Raw genomic sequence first — 26,030 nt, forward strand, 5'->3', positions numbered from 1 at the left:
CTGGCCGATGCTGGCGGCTCAGCGCGCCGCAGCAATCGCTGCGATGCGTGCCTTGGCCAGCGCCTGGCCGATCGCGGGGCCCTGCAGGTGGGTGGTGTCCAGGTCACGGGCCTGCACGGACAACGCGGCCCGGTGCAGGCGCTTGAGGGTCTCACCCTGCGGGTAGTCGCCTTCTTCGAAGCCGAGCCGTCCGCGCTTGTCCGCTTCGCAGCACAGCGCGATGCGGGCAACGCGTTCCGGCCGCCGCAGCGCATCACAGCGGCCCAATAGTTCCAGCACGGTGGCATCGCGCAGCTCGTCGATGCGGTGCACGTTGAGGTGCTCGCGGCAAACGGCTTCGGCCAGCTGCTGGTGTTCGGCCGGCACCTTCAGGCGCGCGCACAGCGCCTTCAACGGCTTCAACCCGCGCTGCTCGTGCATGATGTGGCGCGGCCATTCTTCCTGGGGGGTGAGCGCCTTGCCCAGGTCATGGGTGAGCGCGGCGAAGCCGACCAGATCATCGCCCGGTGCCAGTCGCGCAGCCATGTCACTGACCATTTGCTGGTGCACGCCGGTATCCACCTCCGGGTGGTACTCCGCACGCTGCGGCACGCCGTACAGCGCGTCCAGCTCGGGCAGGATCGGCGCGAGCGCGTGCGCATCGTGCAGCGTGCGCAGGAAGGCCGACGGACGCTCCGATGCCAGCGCACGACGCAGTTCCTGCCATACGCGTTCGGGTACCAGCGCGTCGAGCTCACCACTGGCGGCGACATCGCGCATGAGTGCCATGGTTTCATCGGCGATGGTGAAGCCCAGAGGCGCGAAGCGCGCCATGAAACGCGCTGCACGCAGTACCCGCAGCGGATCTTCGACAAAGGCCGGACCGACGTGGCGCAGCACGCGGTTTTCGATATCGCGGACGCCACCATACGGATCGACCAGCGTACCGCTGTCTTCATCGCAGGCGATCGCGTTGATGGTGAAATCGCGGCGTTGCAGGTCTTCTTCCAGCGTGACCGACGGATCGGCATCGACCACGAAGCCGCGGTAGCCTCGGCCGGATTTGCGTTCGGTGCGGGCAAGGGCGTATTCCTCGCCGGTGTCCGGATGCAGGAACACGGGGAAGTCGCGGCCGACCGCCCGGAAGCCCTGGGCCTCCATCTGCGCGGGCGTGGCGCCCACCACCATCCAGTCGCGATCACCGGCGGGGCGCTGCAGCAGGCGGTCGCGCACCGCGCCGCCGACGAGATAGATCTTCATGCCGCCCATGATACGGCCCGCTGCGCCCGGTAGTGACGGCCGCTGGCCGTCATGCCTCTGCTGTGGGTGGGTGACGACCGTTGGTCGTCACGCTTCTACCGCCCGCTGTGCTCGCCGAGCATGGCTCGGCGCTACCCCGTCTTCGGTAGTGACGGCCGCTGGCCGTCATGCCTCTGCCGCCGCTTAATCCGCCTTGACACCCGCCGCGGCGGTGCAGGTGAACTTCTTGCGGGTGTCCACCAGCTTGCCCATCAGGCGGTCGCTCAGCGGCAGCGCATCGCCGTTGAGGCGCCAGTCGTAGATCACGCTGAAGGCCAGCACGCGGGCCACGTACTCGCGGGTCTCCTTGTAGCTGATGGTCTCGATCCACAGGTCCGGATCAAAGCCCGGGCGCTGGGTCTGCCAGCGCGCCGTGGGCGTGGGACCGGCGTTGTACGCGGCGATGGTGACGTAGGGCAGGCCGTCGTACTTGTTCATCAGCTGGCGCAGGTAGGCGGTGCCGATGGCGATGTTGGTGTCCGGGTCGTACAGGCTCGCTGCACCACCGTAGGTGGTCAGCCCGATGCTCTTGGCCACTGCAGCGCCGGTGGCCGGCAGCACCTGCATCAGGCCCATGGCATTGGCGGGCGAGCGCGCATTGGGGCTGAAGATGCTCTCGGCACGGATTTCCGCGGCCACCCAGGCCGGATCGATCGCATTGCGTGCGGCCTCACGGCGGATGCTGCCGTCGTGGTGCAGCGGGAAGCGCAGGTGGTACAGCCGCTGTTCGTCCGGCTGCTTGCCGAGCGAGAACACCGCGCGATCGAACCAGCCGTTTTCCTGCGCCACTTCCACCGCCAGGCGGCGCTGGGTGTCATCGAACTTGGCCAGGGCGCTGTTCCATTCGGCCGTTGCCCAGCTGGCGCGGTCGATGCGGTACAGCTCCATGGCACGCACGATGGCCGGGTCACGTGATACGGCGGCACGCGCCGATGCACTGTCGTTGGGCTTCCACGGGCACAGCATGTACGGCTGCTGCAGTTTGTCGGCGGCGAGGAAGCCATGGAAGGTCGGCGAGCTGGCCGCACGTGCGAACACCGGCTTGGCCTGCGCGGCCTGGCCGGTCTTTTCCAGCATGCGTGCTTCGAAGTAGGTCCAGCGCGAGTCTGCACGCTGGGTCGGGCCCATCTTGCGGATGGCGGCCAGCGTGGCCGGCCAGTCACCGCGCGACATCGCCTCGCGCACGCGCCATTCGTGCAGGCGCTCGTCATACGCCGAATCCGGCACGGCATTCAGGCGGCGCGCCGAATCGGGCAAGTAGGAAGCAACGGTCCACAGCGCGATCTGGTAGCGCACCTGGGCCTGCTGGTCCGCACTCAGTGCCAGCGCCTGCGCGTACTGCGGGAGCTGCTGTTCGGTGGCATCGGGATTGGCCTTGGCCAGCTTCTGCAGGCCATCGGTGGCGATGCGTCGGCTGCGCTCGTTGCGCGGCCAGTTCAGGGCCTTGGCACTGGGCGCATCGACAAAGGCGGCGTAATCGGTGGCCAGGGCGAGATCGGCCGCGGGCAGGCCGCGCGCGGCGGTGCGCATCACCGCCGGCTGTCCGGCATCGGCGGCGGCGTCCACGCGCTCCCAGCGCAATGCGTCGGTCATGCCGCCCTGCGACTGCAGCACGGCGAACACCGCATCGCAGCCATCCGGCAGCGATTTGCCGGCCTTGCGCCACAGGTCCTGCGCCTCGCTCGTCCATTGCGCATCGGCCTTGCCGGTGGCCTGGCGCGCGGTCAGCTGGGCACAGCGCAGGCCGACGTTTTCAGTCGGCGCCCAGTTGGCCAGCAGGGTCGACCAGTCCTGGCGACGTGCCACCGCGGGCAGCCACACGCTGCGGAACGTCATGGCCACGGCCTGGCCGTCATAGCGCTTGAGGAAGGCCTGCGCCTGGTCGTTGCTGACCGTTTCGATGTTGCGCCGCAGGTTGGCGTACTCCAGCCAGCCGTAGGCCGGGTTGCGGCTCAGCGTGCCGGCCTGGGCCGCGTTGAACTGGCCGCGCTCGGCATCGGCGATGGCCGCCTTCAGCTGCGCGCGCTGGGCGTCGGAGGACTGGGCAGAAGCCGGGGATATGGCAGGCAGCAGGGCAGCCAGCGCGATCAGGGACAGGGCAGGGCGGGAGTGTCGAGTCATCCGGGGAGCATAGCCGCTGACGCCTGAATTCTGCTGTTCACGCGAGCGCGTCGGGTTTTGCCAGCTGTCTTATACCCCAAGTGGGTTTTGTGCAGCTGAGGTGAAAGCGAGGAGCAGGTCACGCCGTATGTTTTACAAGTTGTTTACAACTAGGACGCTGTGTGATTTGCGCAGTTGATTAGCACGCCCATCTGGAGAGAGAGAAGCGAATGAACAACCTGCATTACCGCCCCTTGGCGGTCGCTGTATCCCTGTGCGTCGGTCTGATGTCGTCCGTCACCGTCATGGCGCAGGAGACCCCTCGTGTCGCCACTGACCTGGATCGTGTTGAAGTGACCGGGTCGCGCATCAAGCGTGCCGAGGTCGAAGGCCACCTGCCGATCCAGACCCTCACCCGCACCGAAATCGAACGGACCGGCCTGACCTCCATCGGCGAAGTGCTGCAGCAGCTCACCGGTTCGGGCTCGGCGTTGAATGCCAAGTTCAACTCGTCCGGCAACTTCGGCTTCCCGCCCGATGGCAGCGGCGTGGGTGCCGGCTCGGCGCAGGTCGATCTGCGCCACCTCGGCGCCAAGCGCGTGCTGGTACTGGTCGATGGCATCCGCTGGGTCAACGAATCGTCCGCCTCCGGTGTCGGCTCGGCGACCGACCTCAACACCATTCCGCTGGCCATCGTCGAACGCATCGAAGTGCTGGAAGACGGCGCCTCGTCGCTGTACGGCTCCGATGCCATCGCCGGTGTGGTCAACATCATCACCCGCCGCAATTTCGATGGCGCCCAGGTGACGATGAACTACGGCGAGTACAGCAAGGGCGATGGCACGCAGAAGGGCATCGACCTGGCGTGGGGCACTCAGGGCGATCGCTACAGCCTGTTCCTGGGGGCCAGTTATACCAAGCAGGATCCGGTGTATGCGAATACGCGCGACCAGTCGCGCTTGCCGAAGCCGGGCACAGGGCTGTCGTTCGGCAGCGGCAGCATTCCGCAGGGACGGTTCCAGTTCGTTGATCCCAACACCGGGGCCGCGCAGGATCTGGTCCCGAACGTGGGCTCGGGCACGCCGACCTACGACGGCAGCGCTGGCTGCAGCCGCACGGATGACTACCACTGCTTCACCAGCGCCGATCGTTTCAACTACGCGCAGTACAACCTGCTGCTGACGCCGTCCGAGCGCAAGGGCATTTTTGGTCAGTTCCGCTTCGACATCACCGACAACATGCAGTGGTACGTAAAGGCACTGGGTAACCGACGTGAATCGACCAACCAGGCGGCGCCGGAGCCACTCGGGCTGGGTCCCAACGCGGGTACTGGCAACGCGCTGGCGGACAACATCACCGTCTCAGCATTGAATCCTTACAACCCGTTCGGCTTCGATCTTGTTTCCTCTGACAACCTGCAGTTCATTGGCCGTCGGCCGGTGGAGGGCGGTGCGCGCGTATTCGAGCAGGAGGTCACTACCAGCTACGTTGCAACGGGCCTGGTCGGGGACTTCGAAGCGGCTGACCGCAGCTGGTTCTGGGACGTCAACGGCATGTACAGCAAGAACAAGGCCGAGCAGACCAACTACGGCAGCTACAACATCTACAACGTAAATCTTGCGCTCGGCGATCCGGCGATCTGCGCGGCCACTCCCGGGTGCGTTCCGCTGGATATCTTCAGTGGTGAAGGCAGTATCACCCCCGCCATGCTGCAGTGGATCCAGCCGGTGGTACGCGACCGCAGCCAGAACGAGCTGAGCCTGTTCACCGCCAACCTGTCCAGTGAGCTGTTCACCCTGCCGGCCGGCCCGGTGGCCTTCGCCACCGGCTACGAGTACCGCAAGTACGAGGGCTCCTACCAGCCCGATCCGCTGACGGTGATCGGCCATTACAACGGGGTCCCGTCACTGCCGACGTCCGGTTCCTACGACGTCAACGAAGCCTACCTGGAGCTGAGCATCCCGATCTTCGCCAAGAGCGCGCTGGGCGAAAAACTCGACCTGAGCCTGGCCGGACGTTACTCGGACTACTCCACCTTCGGTGGTGAGTTCACGCCGAAGTACGGCCTGCGCTGGCAGGTAACCGATGACTTCGTGCTGCGCACCAGCTATGCCGAAGGCTTCCGTGCACCGTCGATCGGCGAGCTGTATGGCTCGGCCGCACGTGGCGATCTGGAGATCTTCGATCCGTGCTCGATCGGGCTGGGCGGCGATGCACCGCGCGGCAATGCAGCCAACTGCGCCGCGCTCGGCGTGCCGACCGGCTTCCAGTCGGCCAACTCGCAGATCTCGGTCACCACCGGCGGCAACATCGAGCTGGATCCGGAGCATTCGCGCAGCTTCAGTGCCGGCTTCGTGTGGAGCCCATGGTTCGCCAACAACACCGAATGGTCGGAGCGCTTCGACGTGGAGGTGACGTTCTACCGCCACACCATCGAGGGCGCCATCCAGGCCATCAACGCGCAGACCCAGCTGGACCTGTGCGTGGATTCACTGGACCCGCTGTACTGCAACGGCATCACCCGCGCCAACACCGGTGCGATCAGCAGCTTCAACAACCGGCTGACCAACCTCGGTTCAATCAAGACCGATGGCTGGGACGTGGATCTGTTCTACACCCTGCCGCAGACCGACATCGGTCAGTTCAAGCTGGGCTGGCAGAACACCTTCGTCGGACGTTACGAGGCACTTGGCGCGGCCGGCCAGCGCCAGCCGCAGGAACCGGGCGTGGAAGTGGCTGATAGTTCAATCCCGGAATGGACCAGCAATGCCAGCGTGTCGTGGGCGCTGGACAACTGGAATGCCTCGTGGACGGTGCGGCACATTTCCGAGCTCACTGAACAGTGCGGCGATGCCTCCGCGTTCCCGATCTGCAGCGATCAGGTCGCTGGTACCAACAAGCTGGCCGCCACCACCTTCCACGACATGCAGGTGGGCTACAAGGTGGATTGGATGAAGGGCCTGCAGCTGAGCCTGGGCCTGAACAACGTGTTCGACAAGGATCCGCCGATCTGCCTGTCGTGCTCGTTGAACGGCTACGACGCGTCCACGTATGACATCCCGCGTGGACGTTACTGGTACGCAAGGGCGGACCTGCGCTTCTGATGGAGTAAGGGGTCAGGGTCCTTTCGCCATGCGGAAGGACCCTGACCCCGGCTTCTGATCTTGCATAAATCTTGCGTTGTCGCACGCTCATATTGATGTCCTGCCATCCAGGTGATATTCCAGACACAGGCAATGCGACGGCGGCATATGAAGAAAAATATCAAGGTAATCGTGGCGTTCGGCGCCGCTATTCTGATTACGCTTTCATGTTGTGCTCTGGCGGCAGCAAAGTAGACGTCTGCGAATGGAGTAAGGGGTCAGAGTCCTTTCGCCATGCGGAAGGACTCTGACCCCGGTTTCAACCAACCAGACTCAGAAGTTGTAGGTGAACGTCAGCGAGCCATTACGTCCGTCGCCATATGCGCCATACCCGTTGATCTGCGAGAAGTACTGCTTGTCCAGCAGGTTGTTGAGGTTGGCCTGCACGCTGAACTCCGGCGAGAGGCGGTAGCGCACGAAGGCACTGACCAGCGCGTAGCCGTCCTGCTCGATGCGGCCGTAAGCCGGCACCGGGTAGTAGATGCCGTTCTGCCAGTTGGCACCACCACCCACGGTCAGTGCGGTCAGCGACTGCGGGGTGTAGCTGGTGAACAGCTTGATCGTGGTCTGCGGCAGGTTGGTGTTGATGTTGGCGTCGTTGATGTCCTTGGCCACGTAACGCGACGCACCGAAGGTCGCGTTCCAGCCCGGGGCCAGCTCACCGTTGAGCTCGAACTCGAAACCACGGCTCACCGTGCCGCGCGCGGCGACGTAGGCAAACTCGCCCGGGCGGCTCGGGATCGGCTCGCTGGTGACCTGCGCCACGTTGTCCTGTTCGATGCGGAAGGCCGCGACCGAGGCGTTCAGGCGGTTGTCGAACCATGCGCCCTTGACGCCGATCTCGTAGCTCTTGCCGTCCACCGGATCCAGGTAGCCGCCGCTGCGGTCGCGCGCGGTCTGCGGCTGGAAGATCTCGGTGTAGCTGGCATAGGTGGAGTAGGTGTCGTTGATGTCGAACACCAGGCCCGCGTAGGGGGTGGTGACCGTGTGCGAGCGGTCGTCGCCTTCGCCTTCACTCTTCCAGTCGGTGTAACGCGCGCCGAGAATCAGCTTCAGCGGATCGGCCAGCGACAGGCGGGTGGCGGCATAGCCGGCCTTCTGGGTGATGGTGCCTTCGCTCTGCAACGGCAGGGTGGCCGCCCAGTTCGGCTCCGGGAAGCTGCCCACGCCGGCCAGGTAGTTGTCCAGCGGCGCCCAGCCGACCTGGTAGTCGCCGTAGTTGGCGAACTCGCGCTTGTTGTAGCTCAGGCCGGCCATGAACTGGTGCTCGCGGCCGAACAGCTGGAACGGGCCTTCCACGAAGCCGTCCACCGCGTTGACCTTGCGCTCGGTGTTGTAGAAACCGGCCGAGGGCGAAACGCCGGCGCCGGTGTCCTTGTCCAGCAGCGAAGCGCCGGTGGTCCAGTCGTTGTAGGCCGGGTAGAACAGCTTGTCGTCGGCCTTGGTGGTGTCATGCGTCGCGCCGACTTTGACCTTCCAGTCGTTGGCGAAGGCATGTTCCAGCGTAGCGAACGCACGCTTGCTGGTGGTATCCCAGTAGGTCCAGCCAGGGTTGGCGCTGAACGACTCATCGAACGGGGTCGGGCTGCCATCGGAGAACAGCATCGGGAAGCCACCCCAGGTCGCGCCATTGGCACGCTTCTGCTGGTAGTCGTAGCCCACGCTCAGCTGGGTGTCCGGGGTCAGGTCGGCATCGATGACCGCATAGCCCAGCGTCTTGTGCTGGTTGTAGCGGTCCATCTGCGATTCGGTATCCAGGTAGCTGCCGATCACGCGCGCGCGCACCGAGCCACTGGCATTCAGCGGCGTGGTCACGTCCACGGTGCTGCGGGTTCGGCCCCAGCTACCGACGTTCACCGACACGTTGCCGGTCAGCTCGGCGCTGTCGGCGTGCTTGCGGATCAGGTTCACCGAAGCGGACGGATTGCCGGCGCCGCTCAGCAGGCCGGTCGCGCCGCGGACCACTTCCACGCGGTCATACAGGGCCAGGTCCAGGCCGGAATCGCCGTAGCTCCAGTTCTGCACCATCTGGGTGGGCAGGCCATCGAACTGGTAACTGTCGATGTAGAAGCCGCGCGCGTAGAACTCGGTGCGCTCGGTGTCGGACTGGGTGCTGCTGACGCCGGTGGTGTTGGCCAGCACGTCGATGATGTCGTCGAGGTTCTGGTCCTCGATGCGCTGGTGGCTGATGATGCTGACCGATTGCGGAATCTCGCGCGGGGCCAGGTCGAAGCGCGTGCCGGCCGAGGTGCGGCGGACCGAATACCCTTCGGCGCGCTCACCCTTCACCACGATGCCATCCAGCGTGGTGGCGGCGCTGCCATCGGGCGTGTCGGTGTTCTGCGCGAACGCAGGTGCGGCAGCCAGGCTGCACAGGGCAACCATCAGGGCCTGCGGCAAGCGGCGCAGGGCGAGAGGGGCGGGACGGGTCATCGGCATCAACCAGGCAGGTCGCTACAGGCGCCTGGCCGAGGATCCCTGGTGGCCAGACGGAGCGGGAAGTGGGGGGAGAGCTAAGGCGCGCCCGCACCATCCTGTGCGATCACGATCACAGTATGATAATGGGACTGATTCGCATCATCAATGGCAGAAAAAAGGGGACGGAGGGGATTAAGTCGTTTTCGGCCAAGCAAGCGAGCCGAAAACGACTTAATCCCCTCCGTCCCCTTTTTCAGCGCAGGGCGCTGGCCGGGACGTCGATCGACATGGCCAGGGCCAAGTGATCGGAGAACGCCGCCGGGACGGCTTCAATGCTCCGCTGCTGCAGGTTGCTGCTGACCAGGATGTGGTCGATGGCCCGGTCCGGGCGCCAGCTGGGGAAGGTGGGCACCACGCAGCCCGGGGGCTGCAGGGTGGTCTTCTGGTACAGCACCTGCATTTCCGGCCGTTCGGCCAGGCAGTTGAAGTCGCCCATCAGCACCGCGTTGGGGTGGTCGGACAGCATCTCGGCGATGAACGACAGCTGCGACAGCCGCGAGCCGGCGCCCAGCGAAAGATGCGCCACGGCCACCGCCAGCCCGTCGGTTCCCTCGCCGAATTTGGCCAGCAGCACGCCGCGCCCGCCGATCCGGCCGGGCAGGGCGTGGTCCTGGACTTCCACCGGTTCCAGCCGGCTCAGCAGGCCGTTGGCCGAGGAGGCCACCCCGCCCATGCGCCGGTTCGGCTGGTGGCTCCAGTAATTGAAGCCGGCGCGTTCGGCCAGGTAATGGGTCTGGTTGGTGAAACCCGAGCGCAGGCTGCCCGGGTCGGCTTCCTGCAGGCCGACGATGTCGTGCCCGCGGGCCAGCGTGGCGATCGCATCCAGGCTGCTGCGCTTGCGACCCGCCGGCAGCGCATGTGACCAACTGCGGGTCACGTAGTCGCTGTAACGGCGGGTGCTCGAGCCGGCCTGGATGTTGGCCGTCAGCAGGCGCAGGGTGCGTGATGTGGGGGAATTCACGACGGAATGCGCTTGTCCAGGATCAGTTGCCGGCCTTGGCCGCACGCTCACGCGCGATCAGGTGGTCAGCGATGCGCAGGTAGTCCGGGAAGGAGTTGCCCTTCACCAGGTACTTGCCGTTGATGATCAGCGACGGCGTGCCGGAGATCTTGCTGCGCTGGGCGAACTGCTTGGCGGCGTTGGTCTTGGCATTGACTGCGAAGCTGCTCATCGCGGCGCTGAACTGCTTGGCGTCCACGCCGTGCTTGGCGTAGAAGGCGGCGATGTCATCGACCGAATCACGGCCGCGCTCGCCCTTCAGGGTCTGCTCGGCGTGGATGGCGGCGTAGACGGCTTCGTGGGTCTTTTCCTGCACGCCCAGGGTCTGCGCGGCATAGAACGCACGCGCGTAGTCGTCCCAGGTGCCGCCGAACATGGCCGGCACGTAGATGAAGTTCACATCACCCGGCAAGCCGGCCTTCCACGGGCCGACCAGCGGCTGGAACGCCGCACAGGCCGGGCAGACGTAGCCGAAGATCTCGACCACTTCGACCTTGCCCGCCACCGGCTGGAACGGCTGGCCGTTCTCGATCACCACGTAATCGGTGCCGGCCACCGGTTCCGGACCGGTCAGGCGCATCGGCGCATCGTCGGCGGCTGCCGGTGCGGCTTCGCTGCCCGCCGCCTGCTCGGTGCCGGCAGCCTGTTCGCTGGTGGCCGGTGCGGCGGCATCCGCTGCCGGGGCGGTTTCGGCGGCCGGGGCGGCTTCGGTCGGCGCGGCGACATTGGCGGTGCCGTCGTCGGCCTTGCAGGCAGCGAGGATCGGCAGCAGGGCCAGCAGGGTCAGGGCGAAACGGGTCTTCATCAAAGCTTCTCCAGCAATGGTTGAAGCCGGCGTCGGGCGCCGGCCAGGAACGAATGATGACACGCAGGCGCATGGGCACCGCGTGTGGATGGCGTGTGGTTCAGCGGGCCTTGCCGGAGCGGGCCTGTGCGATCAGCGCCGAGGCAATGCGCAGCTGGTCTTCGGCACTGTTGCCCTTCACCAGGTACTGGCCGTTGATGACCAGACTGGGGGTGCCCGGGATCCGGGTGCGGCGGGCGAACTCGCGCGCGGCGGTGACCTTGGCCTGTACCGCCTCGCTCTTCAGCGCGGCCACGTAGGCGGCCTCGGTCACGCCGTATTGCTTGTAGAAGGTCGCCAGTTCGTCGGCCGATACGTTCTGCATCGGCAGGCTGCGATCTTCGTGCAGGGCCTTGAACACCGCGCCGTGGCTGCGCTTGGCGACGCCCAGCTGGTCAGCGGCGTAGTAGGCGGTGGCCCAGGCATCCCACGGCCCGCCAAAGGCGGCCGGAACGGGGGTGAAGCGCACGTCCTTGGGCAGCTTGGCGACCCAGGCGACCAGCTGCGGTTCGAAGTGTGCGCAGTGCGAACAGGTGTAGCCGAACACCTCGACGACTTCGATCTTGCCGGCCAGCGGCTGGAACGGGCCGGGCTGGGCGATGCGCTCGTAATCGCGACCTTCCTGCAGGTCGGTCGCGGCGGGCGCGGCGGACAGGGCCAGCGGCAGCAGCGCCAGCAGGGACAGCAACAGACGGGGAATCAACCTCATCGACACGCATCTCCATGAAAACAGTCGCCGGCGGGTGCCGGCGCGGAGATGAACATACCTCAGCCAGCGCCCGTGGGGGATACCGCAGGCGATGGGCGGTCGTCAGGGGGCGGCCGTCGGCGCCGCTGCGGTTGCCTGTGCGGCGACATCATCGGCGCGGTCGTGCAGGCCCTGCAGGTAACTGCCCAGCGCCTGGATTTCCTGTTCGGTGAGCTTGGCCGCCACGCTGGCCATGATCTGGAAGTGCGCTTTATCGGTCTCCCCGGTGCGTCCGGCCTGGTACTCCTGCAGGCGACGGGACACATAGCCGGCGTGCTGGCCGCTGATGTGCGGGTAGGCCGGGCCGGGATTGCCGGCACCGGTCGGGCCATGGCAGGCCATGCAGGCCGGCAGGCCGCGCGCCACGTCGCCGCCACGGTACAACTGCTGGCCGATCTCATAGAACTTCAGGCCCTTGTACGGGCCATCGGCGACGACGGTGTCATCAGCGATGCCAGCGCTGGCCTTCTGGGTGGCGAAGAACGCGCCGATGTCGCGCATATCCTGGGCGGTGAGGTCCTTGACGAAGGGCACCATGGCGACCGCCGCCCCCGAGGTGCGCTGCCCGGTGGCGATCAGCGCCATCTGCTGGGCGGAATAGCGCTCACTCTGGCCGGCGATGCGTGGGTACATCTCGATGGTCGCGTTGCCGTCCGCGCCATGGCAGGCCGCGCAGGCGGCGGCCTTGGTCTGGCCGGCCTTGGCATCGCCCCATTGGGTCTTGCTGAAGTCAATTTCCAGCGATGCGGTCTGGATCGGGCCGTTGTCCGGCAGCGGGGTGATGCTGGTCTGCGCCCAGGCGGCAGCGCCCAGGATGGATATGGCGACAGCGGAAACGGCAATAACGCGAGCGTGGCGCATGCTAAAGCTCCGTTCTGGTCCGGCCAGGCCCTCCGCCCGGATACCCCGGATTATCAACGCCGGTTCATGGCACGGTCAAACAATGGTCGGGCGCGCGGCAGCGCAACATGCGATCCTATGCACCATGTCTCTTCTCATCGAACGCGCGCACTACTTCGTTTCGGCCCACAACATGCGGCAGCTGCCGCCTGATGAAGGTGCCGAAGTAGCCTTTGCCGGCCGCTCCAACGCCGGCAAGTCCAGTGCCCTGAACGCCCTGACCCGCCAGAACGCGCTGGCCCGCGTGTCCAAGACCCCCGGTCGTACCCAGCAGCTGGTGTTCTTCCGGGTCACCCCCGAGGCCCATCTGGTGGATCTGCCCGGTTACGGCTACGCCAAGGTGCCGCTGGACCTGCAGGCGCACTGGCAGGCCTTCATCGACCAGTACTTCCGCACCCGGCAGGCCCTGCGCGGCCTGGTGGTGGTGATGGACATCCGTCATCCGCTGAAGGAATACGACCGGCAGATGCTGTCCTATGCGGTGCAGCGCGGCCTGCCGGCGCATGCGTTGCTGACCAAGGCCGACAAGCTCAGCCGCAGCCAGCAGATGATCTCGTTGAACAAGGTCAAGAAAGAACTGCACGAAGCCTTCGGCGATACCGTTGGCGTGCAGGTGTTCTCCGGCGAAAGCCGGCTGGGCGTGGACGAAGCGCGCGGCATCATCGGCGGTTGGCTGGGGCTCTGAACCCAGCGCGGTAGTGACGGCCGCTGGCCGTCTGCTTCTGCTGTTTGGCGGACAACGACCCGACCGTTGGTCCTGGTGGGTGACGACCGTTGACTTTGATGGGTGACGACCGTGGGTCGTCACGCTTGTGCCTGCCGCTACGCTCGCCGAGCATGGCTCGGCGCTACCGGTCCTCGACTCCGCCCTCGGCATGTGTGTCGGTATCGGCCATGGCGGGCGGCACGATCGTCATTCCTCCCGTGTACGAGGGTCAAGCCCCCGCAGGTGGGATGCTGAAGTCCGTCACGGAGGCGTGACGCGGGCAGGCCTCACGCTATAGTGCGCCCTTGTGATGACGGGGCCGCAGCCCCATTCCATCCGCCACCCCACCAGCGAGCCTGTCCCTTGTCGAGCCCCAGCCACGTCGCGCAGACGCCCATCACTGACCGTTCGCAGCTGGTGGAGGTGATCGCCTCGGGAGAGAAGCCGCGCGCCGCCTGGCGCATCGGTACCGAGCATGAAAAATTCGGCTTCCGGCTGGACGACCTGCGTGCGCCCACCTTCGACGGTGATCGCGGTATCGAAGCACTGCTGCAGGGCCTGCAGCGGTTCGGCTGGGAAGCGGTGCAGGAAAAGGGCCGCACCATCGCCCTGCTGCGCGACGGCGCTTCGGTGACCCTGGAGCCGGCCGGCCAGCTGGAACTGTCCGGCGCGGCGGTGGAGACCATCCACCACACCTGCGTGGAAACCGGCACCCATCTCAACGAAGTGGCGCAGGTGGCCGGTGAGCTGCAGCTGGGCTTCCTCGGCATGGGCTTCCAGCCGAAGTGGAAGCGCGATGAGATGCCGTGGATGCCGAAGGGCCGCTACCAGATCATGAAGAACTACATGCCCAAGGTCGGCTCGCTCGGCCTGGACATGATGACCCGCACCTGCACGGTGCAGGTCAACCTGGATTACGCCTCCGAAGCGGACATGGTGAAGAAATTCCGCGTGTCGCTGGCGCTGCAGCCGATCGCCACCGCGTTGTTCGCCGATTCGCCGTTCACCGAAGGCAAGCCGAACGGCTACCTCAGCTACCGCTCGCACATCTGGACCGACACCGATGCCGACCGCACCGGCATGCTGGACTTCGTGTTCGAAGACGGCTTTGGCTACGAGCGCTACGTGGATTACCTGCTCGATGTGCCGATGTACTTCTCTTACCGCGACGGCGTGTACCACGATGCCAGCGGCCAGAGCTTCCGCGATTTCATGGCCGGCCGGCTTCCGGTGCTACCGGGCCAACTGCCGACCCTGACCGATTGGTCCGACCACATGACCACCGCCTTCCCGGAAGTGCGGTTGAAGAAGTACCTGGAAATGCGCGGCGCCGACGGTGGCCCATGGAGCCGCCTGTGCGCGCTGCCGGCGTTCTGGGTGGGCCTGCTGTATGACGATGAAGCCCTCGATGCGGCCTGGGACCTGGTGCGTGATTTCACCCTGGTCGAGCGCCACGCGCTGCGCGACGGCGTTCCGAAGCATGCGATGAACCTGCCGTTCCGCAACGGGACGGTGCGTGAGCTTTCGCGCGAGGCGGTGAAGATCGCGGTGGGTGGCCTGAAGCGCCGCGCTGCGTTGAACGCCGACGGCATGGACGAAAGCCATTACCTGGACGTGCTGCAGGAAATCGTCGAGTCCGGCCTGACCCCGGCCGAGCGCAAGCTGGCGCTGTTCCATGGGCGCTGGAATGGCGACGTGGACCACGTGTTCCGCGAATTCGCATACTGATTGCTGCGGCGAACGGCGGAGCCCCTCGTGGTGGGTCGCTACGTGCGGGTTCTTTGGTTTGGGCCGGGCGCGAGGGGTTGGTGGGGGACGGCAGAAACTGCGTCCATGCGGGCCTCGTTTCGCGCCATCCTTGGCGCGGGTCCACGCCATCGCATTCGCGCTGTCGCTCCCACGCCTTGCTGCGCAAACCCTGGGCCCCGTCTCACCAGCACCCACACCCCGCCGCTTCGCGGCCGCCCCTGACTCAGGGGCTCCCTCCACCCGACGGGCCACGGGGGCATCGGTAGCGCCGACCCATGGTCGGCGGCTTTTCATCTCGGTGCCGGACGGTTTCCGCCGACCATGGGTCGGCGCTACCGATGTGCTTTTCTTGTTTTTAGCCGTGGTGGGCCGCCGCAGAAGTTCGGCAGGGCCGGGCGATGGGGTTGGGCGGGGGCGTTGAGCGCCAGGGATGGCGCGAAACGAGGCCCGCAGGATGCGGCTTTTGCCGTCCCCCGACCAAGCCCATCGCCCGGCCCCAACGCAGTGGAACGCTCCTCGCGAACCACCGCGAGGGGCCGCGCCGTTGGCCTGCCTGATCAGCCCTTGATCGAGGCCATGTCGATCACGAAGCGGTAGCGCACGTCATTCTTCGCCATGCGCTCCCACGCTTCGTTGACGTCCTGGATGTTGATCACTTCCACGTCGCTGACGATGCCGTGCTCGGCGCAGAAGTCCATCATTTCCTGGGTTTCGGCCATGCCGCCGATGGCCGAGCCGGTCAGGTGCTTGCGGCCGAAGATCACGCTCACGCCGGTCAGCGGTGGGTCCAGTTCGGTCAGCACGCCCACCAGGCACATCGTGGCATCGCGCTTGAGCAGGCCCATGTACGGGTTGGTGTCATGCCCGACCGGGATGGTGTTGAGCAGGAAGTCGAAGCTGCCCGCATGGGCCTTCATCTGGTCCGGATCACGCGACACCAGCACTTCATCGGCGCCCAGGCGGGTGGCATCGGCGCCCTTTTCCGGGGTGGTGGTGATCATCACCACGTGCGCACCGAGCGCCTTGGCGAACTTCACACCCATGTGGCCCAGCCCGCCCAGCCCGATCACGCCGACCTTCTGGCCGGGGCCGACCTTGAAGTGCTTCAGCGGCGAATAGGTGGTGATGCCGGCGCACAACAGCGGCGCGGCGGCTTTCAGGTCCAGCGTCTCGGAGACCTTCACCACGAAGCGCTGCTCCACCACGATGTGGTCGGAGTAGCCGCCCTGCGTCGTTTCGCCGGTATGGCGGTCAGTGCCGTTGTAGGTGAACGTCGCGCCTTCGGCGCAGTACTGCTCGAGATCGTGGCTGCAGGCTTCGCAGTGGCGGCAGGAATCGACCATGCAGCCGACGCCGGCGAAGTCGCCGACCTTCAGCGTGGTGACCTCGGTGCCGACCTCGACCACCTTGCCGATGATCTCGTGGCCGGGAACCATCGGGTACTTGGCGCCGCCCCAGTCATCGCGGGCCTGGTGCAGGTCCGAATGGCAGATGCCGCTGTACAGGATCTCGATGCGGACATCGCCGGCGCCGACGGCGCGGCGCTCGAAGGTGAACGGAACCAGCGGCGCCGTGTTGGAGTGCGCGGCATAGGCTTTGGCGAGGGACATGGGGGAATCCTTGGCAGGGTTTATGGAAAGGCGCTTTACAATACGCCCGCGGCGACGCGCCACATAGGCCGTTGATCGGGATGATTCATCAAGGCGGACTGGATAATGGCGACGGATAACCTCACCCATCTCGCGGCGTTTGCGGCCGTGGCGCGCCATCGCAGCTTCCGCCGCGCCGGTGCCGAACTGGCGCTGTCCACCTCGGCGGTCAGCTATGCCATACGTGCGCTGGAAGAACGGCTGGGCGTAGGCTTGTTCCACCGCACCACACGCAGCGTATCGCTGACCGAAGCCGGGCAGCGGCTGATGGAGCGGCTGCAGCCGGCACTGGGGCAGGTGAGCGACGCATTGGAAGAAATGAACCAGTTCCGCGCCACGCCGGCGGGGTTGCTGCGCATCAACGCGGCCCGTGCCGCGGTGCCGACCCAGCTCAGTCCGCGACTGGCCGATTTCCTGCGCGCACACCCGGACGTGCGCATCGAGGTGACTGAAAACGACGGGCTGGTGGACATCGTCGCCGAGGGTTTCGATGCGGGCGTGCGCCTGCACGAGTTCGTGCCCGAAGACATGGTGGCCGTGCCGCTGGGGCCGGCCCTGCGCGGCATGATCGTGGCCTCGCCTGCCTACCTGGCCCGCCACCAGACCCCGCAGCACCCGCGCGATCTGCTGCGCCATCAGTGCATACGTTTCCGCTTCGCCAGTGGTCATCTGTACAAATGGCAGTTCGAACGTGGCGATGAAGCGCTGGAGATCGACGTCCAGGGCCGGATCACCTTGAGCGAGCAGACCACCATCGTGCGCGCCGTGCTGGACGGGCTGGGCATTGCCTACGTGCTGGAAGACGCCGCGCGTCCGTGGCTGGCGTCCGGGCAGCTGGTCAGCATGCTGGAAGACTGGAGTCCGCCGTTCCCGGGGTTCGTGCTGTATTACCCGCGGCAGCGGCAGATGACCTCGGCGCTGCGTGCGTTCGTGGACCTGTTGCGCGTGGCGTGAATGGCGCCCGCGCGCCATCTGCATCCGGACCCGGGCCTGCGCCGGTCATCTGCACGGCGGGTACGCGCGGGGCACTGCCGCACACCGGATGACGGGTACAACCGCAAGCGGGCCATTGTCGGAAATCCGGATGCCCGACCGGGCAGATTCCTTGCAATCGCCGTGGACCGGGCAACGCAGGATCGGGCTGCTGCACGCGCACCCGCCATGAAGCAGGCGCCAACCGCCGGCGTTGCCGCGGCAGCACTCTTCTGCCATGGCCAAGGTGTATACCCGCATGCAATCACGCGCTTCCAATCCCGCCGTACTAACCCGGGCGTGGCCCACTCCCACCCCTGATCTTCCCGCCTGCTCGGCGCTGCAGTCGTTGCAGGATCCCATGGCTGCCTGCTTTCTCGGGCCCTTCGCCGACAACGACGGGTTCATCCAGCAGCTGCTCCACGACTTCTTCGGCGATCATGTCGCGTGGCGTCGAAGCCTGCACCCGCAGGGCGACGGGCCCGTGCCGCCCACGCGCGCGGCGTCGCCGAAATACCGTCAACTGCAGAAGCGCATGTTCGAAGAACTCAGTGCACTGTCCGAGGCACTGAAAGATTCGGTGCCTTTCCACAGTCCGCGCTACATCGGCCACATGTCATCGGACCTGCTGCTGCCCGGCCTGTTGGCGCAGATGCTGACGCTGCCTTACGACCCCAACAACATCAACACGGACTCCGGGGCGGTCACCATGCGCATGGAAATGGAGGTTGGCCTGCAATTGGCCCGCATGCTCGGCTGGCCCCACGATGTCAGGCAGCCGAACTGTGCTTTCGGCCACCTGACCTCCGGCGGCACCACCGCCAACTACCAGGCGCTGCGCCTGGCCATGTCACTGAAGGCCTGGCCGGTGGCGCTGCGTGCTGCCAAGGTGCCGGACATTCCCCTGCCGGTGGACGACGACACAGCGTTCAACTGCGGTCCCGCCGCCGGCATCGCGCTGTTCCAGCAGTGGCAGGCGTGGATCGCCGCGCTGCCACCTGCTGATCGCCCGCGGTGGCGTGCACGGGTCGCTCAGCAGCAGGTCGAAACACTGGGTCTGAACGAATTCTTCGCCCGCCATCCCACGCTTCGCGTTCCGCAGGTACTGGCATCGTCGACCGTGCATTATTCCTGGAAGAAGGGCATGAAGCTGGTCGGCCTGGGGAAGGCGCAACTGCGGCTGCTGCGCACCCAGGGCATGCGACTGGACATCGAGGCGCTGGACGAAGCCCTGCGTGACTGCGCGCGCACGCGGCAGCCGGTGCTGATGGTCGCGGCCGTGCTGGGCAGCACCGAGTACGGCAGCATCGACCCGGTCGAGGCGATATGCGATGCCCGTGATCGCTCGAGCCGCGCAGGGCTGGGCTTCGGCGTGCACGTGGATGCGGCATGGGGCGGCTACCTTGCCAGCGTGTTCCGCCATGAAAGCGGGACGTTGCGGTCGCTGCAGGACATGCGTGCAGAGTATCGCGACTTCCCGCAGCCCTATGTCTACCGGGCGTTCGAGGGCCTGGCCCGGGCAGATTCGGCCACCGTGGATCCGCACAAACTGGGCTACCTGGCATGCGGCGCAGGCGCCTTCGTCTGCCGTGACAACCGCGCGATGCCCTTGCTGGCCGAACAGGCCGACTACGTGTTCGCCGGCAATCCCGCGGCCGGTTACATCGGTCAGTATGCGCGCGTGGGACAGTTCACTCCGGAGGGCTCGCGGCCGGGGGCGATGGCCGCGGCGGCCTATGTCAGCCAGCGCGTGCTGCCGCTGGACCATGCCCATTTCGGCGTGCTGGCACGTCGCACCCTGCTGGCCGCCGAGTTCTTCACGGGCCAGGCGAGGGGCTTCGCCGAACGTGTTCGCGACGTAGCCGAAGTGCTGGTGCCCTGTGAGCCGGACAGCAACCTGGTTTGCCTTGCCTTGAACCCGCAGGGCAACGCCTGCATCGAAACGGCCAGCCGGTTCGTGCAGCAGCTCCACGATCGGCTCAGGCCTGATCCGGCGGGAAATGGTTGCCCGGCCTTCCTCGCTTCCAGTACCGCCCTGCGGGAGCAGGCGGTGGGCAGGCGGGACATGCAGCGCATCCTGCGCCAGCTCGGCCTGGACGGTGGCGAGGCCGGCAGCGTGGGCAGCCTGTCCATCCTGCGCCACTCGCTGATGAATCCCTTCCTGCTGCATGCCGAGGCTGCAGGGGAAGCGAACGACCCCATCACGCAGTATTTCGTGCACCTGGAAGCGCTGGTGCGGGAACTGGCGGCGGGCTTGCGGTGATCCTTCCATGACGTGGGCTGGACCGCCACCGCGGACACTAATATACTGTCCCCCAGTATAGTTCCATGGCTGCTGCCCGATGCCGCATTCCGCTGAAGAAAAGAAGAAGGTCCTGGCCCGCGTGCGGCGCATCCGTGGCCAATGCGATGCACTGGACCGTGCGCTGGAATCCGGCGCGGACTGCGGCCCGGTGCTGCAGCAGATCGCGGCCATCCGCGGTGCGGTGAACGGACTGATGTCCGAAGTCATGGAAGCGCACCTGCGCGAGGAATTCGGCCAGCCCGCAGCGTCCGACGCGCAGCGTGCCGAGCGCGTGCGCGACATGGGGGCGCTGATCCGTTCCTATCTGAAATGAACCGTGCCCGCCGCGTGCGGGCGCTCGTCAACACGTGCGCAACACGCGCCTGCCTACCCTTGTCCTTGCCGTCCCCTGGAGAATCCCATCATGAAGTCCCGCGCCGCCGTAGCCTTTGGTCCTGGCCAGCCGCTGAAGATCGTCGAGATCGACGTCGCCCCGCCGAAGAAGGGCGAGGTGCTGGTCAAGATCACCCACACCGGCGTCTGCCACACCGATGCATTCACCCTGTCCGGCGATGACCCGGAAGGCCTGTTCCCGGCCGTGCTGGGCCATGAAGGCGCCGGCATCGTGGTGGAAGTGGGCGAGGGCGTGACCAGCGTGCAGCCGGGCGACCACGTCATCCCGCTGTACACCGCCGAGTGCGGTGAATGCCTGTTCTGCAAGAGCGGCAAGACCAACCTGTGCGTGGCGGTGCGTGCCACCCAGGGCAAGGGCGTGATGCCAGATGGCACCACCCGCTTCAGCTACAACGGCGAGCCGATCTACCACTACATGGGCTGCTCCACCTTCAGCGAGTACACGGTGGTGGCCGAAGTGTCGCTGGCCAAGATCAACCCCGAAGCCAATCCGGAACACGTCTGCCTGCTCGGCTGCGGCGTCACCACCGGCATCGGCGCGGTGCACAACACCGCCAAGGTGCAGGAAGGCGACAGCGTGGCGGTGTTCGGGCTGGGCGGCATCGGCCTGGCGGTGATCCAGGGCGCGCGCCAGGCCAAGGCCGGGCGCATCATCGCCATCGACACCAATCCCGCCAAGTTCGAGCTGGCGCGTGAGTTCGGTGCCACCGACTGCGTCAACCCGAGCGAGCATGAAGCGCCGATCCAGCAGGTGGTCGTGGAAATGACCGGCTGGGGCGTGGACCACAGCTTCGAGTGCATCGGCAACGTCAACGTGATGCGCGCTGCACTGGAATGCGCGCACCGTGGCTGGGGCCAGTCGGTGGTGATCGGCGTGGCCGGCGCCGGCAAGGAGATCTCCACCCGTCCGTTCCAGCTGGTGACCGGCCGTACCTGGAAGGGCAGCGCGTTCGGCGGGGTGAAGGGACGCAGCCAGCTGCCGGGCATGGTCGAAGATGCGATGAAGGGCGATATCGAACTGGCGCCGTTCGTCACCCACACCATGGAACTGGAAAAGATCAACGAAGCCTTCGACCTGATGCATGAAGGCAAGTCGATCCGTTCGGTCGTGCATTTCTGATGGGGGAACACAGCATGCAACGCATTGAACACCGCGCCTGTTCCGGCGGCTGGCAGGACGTCTACCAGCACCGTTCGCAGGTGCTGGACTGCGAGATGAAATTCGCGGTCTACCTGCCACCGCAGGCCGCCACCCAGAACACGCAGAAGCTGCCGGTGCTGTACTGGCTGAGTGGGCTGACCTGCAACGAGCAGAACTTCATCACCAAGGCCGGCGCCCAGCGCTACGCCGCCGAGCACGGCATCATCCTGGTGGCGCCGGATACCAGTCCGCGCGGCGATGAGGTGGCCGATGCGGAAGGCTACGACCTGGGCAAGGGCGCGGGGTTCTACCTCAACGCCACGCAGGAACCGTGGGCGCGCCACTACCGCATGCACGACTACATCGTGGACGAGCTGCCGGCGTTGATCCAAGCGCATTTCCCGGCAAGCGATGCGCGCGGCATCAGCGGTCATTCGATGGGCGGTCACGGAGCGCTGGTGCTGGCACTGCGCAATCCCGGCCGCTACCGCAGCGTATCGGCGTTCTCACCGATCGTGGCGCCCAGCCAGGTGCCGTGGGGCGAGAAGGCGTTCACTGCCTACCTGGGCACAGATCGCAGCGCGTGGGCGGCGTGGGACGCCACCGACTTGGTGGCCACGGCAGCCGAGCGGCTGCCGCTGCTCGTCGACCAGGGCGACGCCGATGAGTTCCTCGGGGCGCAGTTGCAGCCGCAGCGCCTGCAAGCGGCCTGCGAAGCGGCCGGCCATCCGCTGCAGCTGCGCCTGCAACCCGGTTACGACCACAGTTATTACTTCATCGCCAGCTTCATCGGCGATCACATCGCCCACCACGCCAAGGCGTTGTGACCGGGTAGCGCCGGGCATGGCTCGGCGCTACGGGACAGGGCGACCTTCCTGGTCAGTCGTCGTTTTCTTCGGCGGCTTCGCGACCCTGTTGGCGGATCAGCGCTTCCTCACGTGCATCGTTGATGGCGTGGCGGACACTGTCCAGGTCGATGGTGGTTTCATCATGGACGAAGGTGCCGGTCAGCGGCGAGTCGGGCAGCAGGTCACCGGCTTCAAACAGCGCCCACATCTCTTCGCCGTACCAGGTGTCGAGCAGCTCCGGGGCAAAGCGCCCCAGGTAGGCGGTGAGATTGTTGACGTCGCGCAGCAGCATGCTGCGCGCGGCATTGTTGCCCGCGGCACTGACCACCTGCGGGAAATCGATCACCACCGGGCCCTCCGGGTCCACCAGCACGTTGTACGGTGACAGATCGCCGTGGATCAGGCCGCAGCACAGCATGCGCACCACCTGGCGCACCAGCACCTGATGGTAATCGCGCGCCTGGTCCGGCTCCAGCTCCACTTCGCCCAACCGCGGGGCGGAGAAGCCCTCGGCATCGGTGACCAGTTCCATCACCAGCACGCCGTGGTAGTAGCCATGCGGCTCGGGGACGCGGACACCGGCGTCGCGCAGCTGGTACAGCGCGTCCACTTCGGTGTTTTTCCAGGCGGTTTCCTGCTGCTTGCGGCCGTACTTGCTGGCCTTGCCCACGGCACGGGCTTCGCGGCTGCCACGGACCTTGCGGCCTTCCTGGTACTGCACGCGCTGCTGGAAGCTGCGCTGTGCCATGTCCTTGTAAACCTTCGCGCAACGTACATCGTCGCCGCTGCGTACCACGTACACAGCCGCTTCCTTGCCACTCTTGAGTGGGCGCAGCACTTCATCGATCACGCCGTCGTCGATCAGCGCCTGCAGGCCTTGGGGGGTCTTCACATAACCTCGGTGGGACGGCCGGCGCCAACGGCGGGCCTGAAAGGGGGGTGATTTTCGCACCTTCCTGACCCGGCGGCCACCTGCGCCTTCCTGCGGAAGCCGCCGAGCATGGCGCAGCGCTACGACCGGACGTCGTGCAGGGTCCAGTGGGGGCCGGCGAGCAGGCGCAGGCGTTCCTTCAGGATCTCGCCCTTGATCGTGGTACGGGCTTCAAGCTTGATCTGCAGGTCGTCCTGGGTGCCGGTCACGCTGGCGGCAGGGTCGGTGACGCCCCACTGTTCGGGCACCGCGTCCGGATCGGACTGCTTGGCCTTCCACTTCTCGAACAGCGTCGGGTTGGCCAGGGCAGCCTGCAGCTGCTCGGCGAAGCCCTCGGCACCATGGGCGGTGAAAGCAAGTTCGGCATCGCTGCCGCGGGCCTTGGCCGGGTCCGGCAGGCTGATGTAATACGTGGTCATTGGCATCTCCGTTCAAGGGTGCAAGCGTTGCAGGCGGCCGGTGCACGGTACGTGCAGGACCGCCGCAGGCTACTCATTCGAAGCGGTGCGGTCCATCGGCGAAACCGACCGTCAATGCCCCCTTGCCCACGTTGACCATGCCGGTCAGGCTCATCACCGTTTCCAGCACCACCACGCCGTGGTCGCTGCAGACCTGGCGCAGCGCATCGTAGCCGGGCAGGGCGCGCAGTTCGTCCAGTTCGCCGCCGTAGCTCAGGCATACCGCCGGGGTCATCAACCCGGCGCGTACGCGCTGGCCGACCACCTCGAACAGCTTGGTCACTGCATTGTCGAAGCCCTTGATCTTGGCCACCGGGCCGGTCTCGCCGCGGTAGCCGTGCAGCACCGGCTTGATGTCCAGTGCACTGCCCAGCGCGGCGCTGATCAGGCCGACGCTGCGATCCCCTTTGTGGCGGGCGCGGGCGCGCATGTAGTACAGGTCGCGGGTGATCATGTAGCCGTGCACGTTGCCGGCCAGTTCCTCCAGCCGCTCGCGGATCTGCTGCACGCTGGCGCCGCTGTCGCGCAGCCGCACCGCTTCCACCGCGGTCACGGCCTGGGCGGCGAACAGGTTCTGGGTGTCGATCACCCGCAGCGCGAACGGCGAATTGAAGCCGGCCGCCTGGCGCACCGGTTTGTAGTCGTTGAGGATGGCGAAGCTGGCCTGCAGCGCGTTGTCGTGGATCGGGCTACGGGTCTTGGTGATGGTCAAGCAGAACACGTGGTCGTAGTCGATCACCAGGCGCTGCAGGAACAGGTCGCGGATCTGCTGGACGCTGAAGGGGATGGTCTCCGCCTCCGCGCCGTTCTCGGCCACGTGGGCATGCAGGAAGCTGAGCGTGGCCTGCTCGTCGCGATGGTCGGCGAGGATGGCGTCGCCGATCCGTACCGTGATCGGCAGCAGGACGATGTTGTGCTGGGTGATGAAGTCCTGCGGCAGGTCGCAGGCTGAGTCAACGACGATTCCGATGCGCATTCGCAGGCCCCCTCCAGGCGCGTTTACCGCTTCATAAGCGTGAAACGTATCGCACTTTTGGGAATTCCGCGCGTGCCATCGGCGTCCCGGTGTCCAGCGGCTGCGGTGCACCGCAACCGGCCCGGGCGTGTCCTTGGGGCCCGGATCCGGACCCGTGGCCGGGCCAGGTCAGGGCTGCGCCGTGCGCGGCAGGTAACGGTCGCGCAGTTCGGTCTGGCGGGAACGCATCGGCATCGCGCGTCCGCCCAGCCACACCTGTTCGGCATAATGCGCCACGTCCAGCGGATCGCCTTCCCACAGCACCAGGTCGGCCAGCTTGCCCGGCTCGATGCTGCCGATGCGGTCGCCCACGCCCAGCGCCTGCGCCGGGACCCGCGTCAGGCCGGCCAGTCCGTCGGCCCACGGCAAGCCATGCGCCACCGCATTGCCCGCCAGCTGGCGCACCTTGCGCGCATTGTGGGAGGCATCTCCGCTCTGGGTGAAGCTGACCTCCACCCCGGCCTTGCGCAGGCGGGCGGCATTTTCCAGGGTCGCGCCGATCTGGTCGAAGGTGGTCGGCAGGTTGCCCAGCGCATCGACGAAGACCGGCACGCCGGCCTGGGCCAGTTCGGGTGCCAGCTGCCAGGCCTCGGCGCCGCCGGCGATGGCGATCCTCACCTTCTCGCGTGCCGACCAGCGCAGCAGCTGGCGGATGTCCGAGGCACGGCCCACCTCGATGATGATGCGTCCCTTGCCGGCCAGGTAATCGGCCAGCGTGCGCCGGCCGGCGGGGGTGAGCAGGGCATGCGGGGAATCAGGGCCGACGCGGCCACGGGCCTCGTCGATGACCTGCTGCAGCAGCATCCACTGGGCAGCGCGTGACTTGCCGGTCAGCTCCGCCGCCGCCGAACCGAGCCGCAGGTACAGGGCGCGCGGACCGATCGGATCGGCACTGCCATCCAGCCGCACCACGCCGCCCTGGCCGGCGATGAAGCCGCCGCCGGTGTGTGCGCCCAGCGCGGTGAAGCCGATGCCTTCCACGCGTGCCACCGGGATCAGGATCGAGGCGGGATTGAAGGCCAGGGTGACATCGAACTCCGGTCGCAACGGCTGCTCGCCGAGGGTCAGCGTGCTGTCCACCGTGCTCTCTTCGCCGGACACCTCCTCGATGCCGATTTCGGTGATGCCACCGAACAGCGCGGGCGTCAGCGGACGGCCCTCGGCCTCCACCACCGCCACGCCGACCGGTGCGGCAAGGCCGCTGCCGACCGACTGGATCACGCCGCCGCGCACCAGTACATCGGCATGGGACAGGCTGCCGCGCGCGCTGGCGGTATGCACGGTCGCGTTGCGGATCAGCAGGTCCTGCGCGGTGGCGGGCAGGGCGGCCAGGCCCAGCAGCAGGGCGAGGGCGTGCGCGGTCTTCATGGGT

General features: G+C 66.5%; 20 protein-coding genes. 8 read left to right on the forward strand and 12 right to left on the reverse strand.

The window, feature by feature from the left end:
* Nucleotides 1–18 precede the first annotated feature (18 nt).
* Together IFT63_RS00605 and IFT63_RS00610 are read right to left on the reverse strand one after the other, a co-directional pair.
* Entirely contained in the window at nucleotides 19–1,239 is a 1,221-nt protein-coding gene (locus tag IFT63_RS00605; protein WP_192082909.1) for a multifunctional CCA addition/repair protein, read from the reverse strand.
* A gap of 183 nt (nucleotides 1,240–1,422) precedes the next feature.
* The gene (locus tag IFT63_RS00610; RefSeq protein WP_192082910.1) at nucleotides 1,423–3,399 is read right to left on the reverse strand and encodes a transglycosylase SLT domain-containing protein; all 1,977 of its coding nucleotides are present in this window, start codon (nucleotides 3,397–3,399) and stop codon (nucleotides 1,423–1,425) included.
* A 266-nt stretch (nucleotides 3,400–3,665) separates the two neighbouring features.
* Here IFT63_RS00610 and IFT63_RS00615 point away from each other — a divergent pair, with 266 nt between their 5' ends.
* A complete protein-coding gene (locus IFT63_RS00615) occupies nucleotides 3,666–6,482 on the forward strand; it encodes a TonB-dependent receptor (RefSeq protein WP_249404371.1) in 2,817 nt (938 codons plus the stop codon).
* A gap of 312 nt (nucleotides 6,483–6,794) precedes the next feature.
* Here the strand turns inward: IFT63_RS00615 and fhuE are convergent, their stop codons facing one another.
* The 5 genes from fhuE to IFT63_RS00640 all read right to left on the reverse strand — a co-directional run bounded on the left by fhuE (nucleotide 6,795) and on the right by IFT63_RS00640 (nucleotide 12,452).
* On the reverse strand, nucleotides 6,795–8,954 hold the full coding sequence (gene fhuE, locus IFT63_RS00620; protein WP_192082912.1) for a ferric-rhodotorulic acid/ferric-coprogen receptor FhuE: 2,160 nt from the start codon (nucleotides 8,952–8,954) through the stop codon (nucleotides 6,795–6,797).
* A gap of 238 nt (nucleotides 8,955–9,192) precedes the next feature.
* Entirely contained in the window at nucleotides 9,193–9,930 is a 738-nt protein-coding gene (locus tag IFT63_RS00625) for an endonuclease/exonuclease/phosphatase family protein (protein WP_192084102.1), read from the reverse strand.
* 52 nt (nucleotides 9,931–9,982) lie between these two features.
* Nucleotides 9,983–10,804, reverse strand: a complete 822-nt coding sequence (locus IFT63_RS00630) for a thiol:disulfide interchange protein DsbA/DsbL (RefSeq protein WP_192082913.1) — start codon at nucleotides 10,802–10,804, stop codon at nucleotides 9,983–9,985.
* Between the two features lie 100 nt (nucleotides 10,805–10,904).
* Entirely contained in the window at nucleotides 10,905–11,552 is a 648-nt protein-coding gene (locus IFT63_RS00635; RefSeq protein ID WP_042614140.1) for a thiol:disulfide interchange protein DsbA/DsbL, read from the reverse strand.
* A 102-nt stretch (nucleotides 11,553–11,654) separates the two neighbouring features.
* Nucleotides 11,655–12,452 carry a c-type cytochrome gene (locus IFT63_RS00640; protein WP_042614139.1) on the reverse strand — a complete coding sequence of 266 codons (798 nt, stop codon included), beginning with the start codon at nucleotides 12,450–12,452 and terminating at the stop codon, nucleotides 11,655–11,657.
* 124 nt (nucleotides 12,453–12,576) lie between these two features.
* Between IFT63_RS00640 and yihA the strand changes: the two genes are divergently transcribed.
* Both yihA and IFT63_RS00650 read left to right on the forward strand, forming a co-directional pair.
* On the forward strand, nucleotides 12,577–13,176 hold the full coding sequence (gene yihA, locus IFT63_RS00645) for a ribosome biogenesis GTP-binding protein YihA/YsxC (RefSeq protein WP_042614138.1): 600 nt from the start codon (nucleotides 12,577–12,579) through the stop codon (nucleotides 13,174–13,176).
* 384 nt (nucleotides 13,177–13,560) lie between these two features.
* A complete protein-coding gene (locus IFT63_RS00650; protein WP_192082914.1) occupies nucleotides 13,561–14,925 on the forward strand; it encodes a glutamate--cysteine ligase in 1,365 nt (454 codons plus the stop codon).
* A 578-nt stretch (nucleotides 14,926–15,503) separates the two neighbouring features.
* Here IFT63_RS00650 and IFT63_RS00655 read toward each other — a convergent pair.
* Nucleotides 15,504–16,556, reverse strand: a complete 1,053-nt coding sequence (locus IFT63_RS00655) for an NAD(P)-dependent alcohol dehydrogenase (RefSeq protein WP_192082915.1) — start codon at nucleotides 16,554–16,556, stop codon at nucleotides 15,504–15,506.
* A 105-nt stretch (nucleotides 16,557–16,661) separates the two neighbouring features.
* Here IFT63_RS00655 and IFT63_RS00660 point away from each other — a divergent pair, with 105 nt between their 5' ends.
* The 5 genes from IFT63_RS00660 (at nucleotide 16,662) to fghA (ending at nucleotide 22,233) form a co-directional block, all read left to right on the forward strand.
* Complete coding sequence (locus IFT63_RS00660; RefSeq protein WP_042613674.1) at nucleotides 16,662–17,549, forward strand: LysR family transcriptional regulator; 888 nt, start codon at nucleotides 16,662–16,664, stop codon at nucleotides 17,547–17,549.
* Nucleotides 17,550–17,928: 379 nt separating this feature from the next.
* Nucleotides 17,929–19,830: a pyridoxal-dependent decarboxylase gene (locus tag IFT63_RS00665; RefSeq protein ID WP_192082916.1), complete on the forward strand. Its 1,902-nt coding sequence runs from the start codon at nucleotides 17,929–17,931 to the stop codon at nucleotides 19,828–19,830.
* Nucleotides 19,831–19,909: 79 nt separating this feature from the next.
* On the forward strand, nucleotides 19,910–20,185 hold the full coding sequence (locus IFT63_RS00670; protein ID WP_042613675.1) for a metal/formaldehyde-sensitive transcriptional repressor: 276 nt from the start codon (nucleotides 19,910–19,912) through the stop codon (nucleotides 20,183–20,185).
* A gap of 90 nt (nucleotides 20,186–20,275) precedes the next feature.
* On the forward strand, nucleotides 20,276–21,385 hold the full coding sequence (locus IFT63_RS00675; protein WP_042613676.1) for an S-(hydroxymethyl)glutathione dehydrogenase/class III alcohol dehydrogenase: 1,110 nt from the start codon (nucleotides 20,276–20,278) through the stop codon (nucleotides 21,383–21,385).
* Nucleotides 21,386–21,399: 14 nt separating this feature from the next.
* A complete protein-coding gene (gene fghA / locus IFT63_RS00680; protein ID WP_042613690.1) occupies nucleotides 21,400–22,233 on the forward strand; it encodes an S-formylglutathione hydrolase in 834 nt (277 codons plus the stop codon).
* A 52-nt stretch (nucleotides 22,234–22,285) separates the two neighbouring features.
* Here fghA and IFT63_RS00685 read toward each other — a convergent pair whose 3' ends face one another.
* The 4 genes from IFT63_RS00685 to IFT63_RS00700 form a co-directional block, all read right to left on the reverse strand.
* Entirely contained in the window at nucleotides 22,286–23,146 is an 861-nt protein-coding gene (locus IFT63_RS00685; RefSeq protein WP_042613677.1) for a PA4780 family RIO1-like protein kinase, read from the reverse strand.
* A 119-nt stretch (nucleotides 23,147–23,265) separates the two neighbouring features.
* Nucleotides 23,266–23,610 carry a hypothetical protein gene (locus tag IFT63_RS00690; RefSeq protein WP_042613678.1) on the reverse strand — a complete coding sequence of 115 codons (345 nt, stop codon included), beginning with the start codon at nucleotides 23,608–23,610 and terminating at the stop codon, nucleotides 23,266–23,268.
* 67 nt (nucleotides 23,611–23,677) lie between these two features.
* Complete coding sequence (locus IFT63_RS00695) at nucleotides 23,678–24,619, reverse strand: DegV family protein (RefSeq protein WP_042613679.1); 942 nt, start codon at nucleotides 24,617–24,619, stop codon at nucleotides 23,678–23,680.
* Between the two features lie 168 nt (nucleotides 24,620–24,787).
* On the reverse strand, nucleotides 24,788–26,026 hold the full coding sequence (locus tag IFT63_RS00700; RefSeq protein ID WP_249404372.1) for an amidohydrolase family protein: 1,239 nt from the start codon (nucleotides 26,024–26,026) through the stop codon (nucleotides 24,788–24,790).
* Nucleotides 26,027–26,030 lie beyond the last annotated feature (4 nt).

The sequence above is a fragment of the Stenotrophomonas sp. CFBP 13724 genome (assembly GCF_014841975.1).
In the GTDB taxonomy this organism is placed as follows: domain Bacteria; phylum Pseudomonadota; class Gammaproteobacteria; order Xanthomonadales; family Xanthomonadaceae; genus Stenotrophomonas; species Stenotrophomonas lacuserhaii.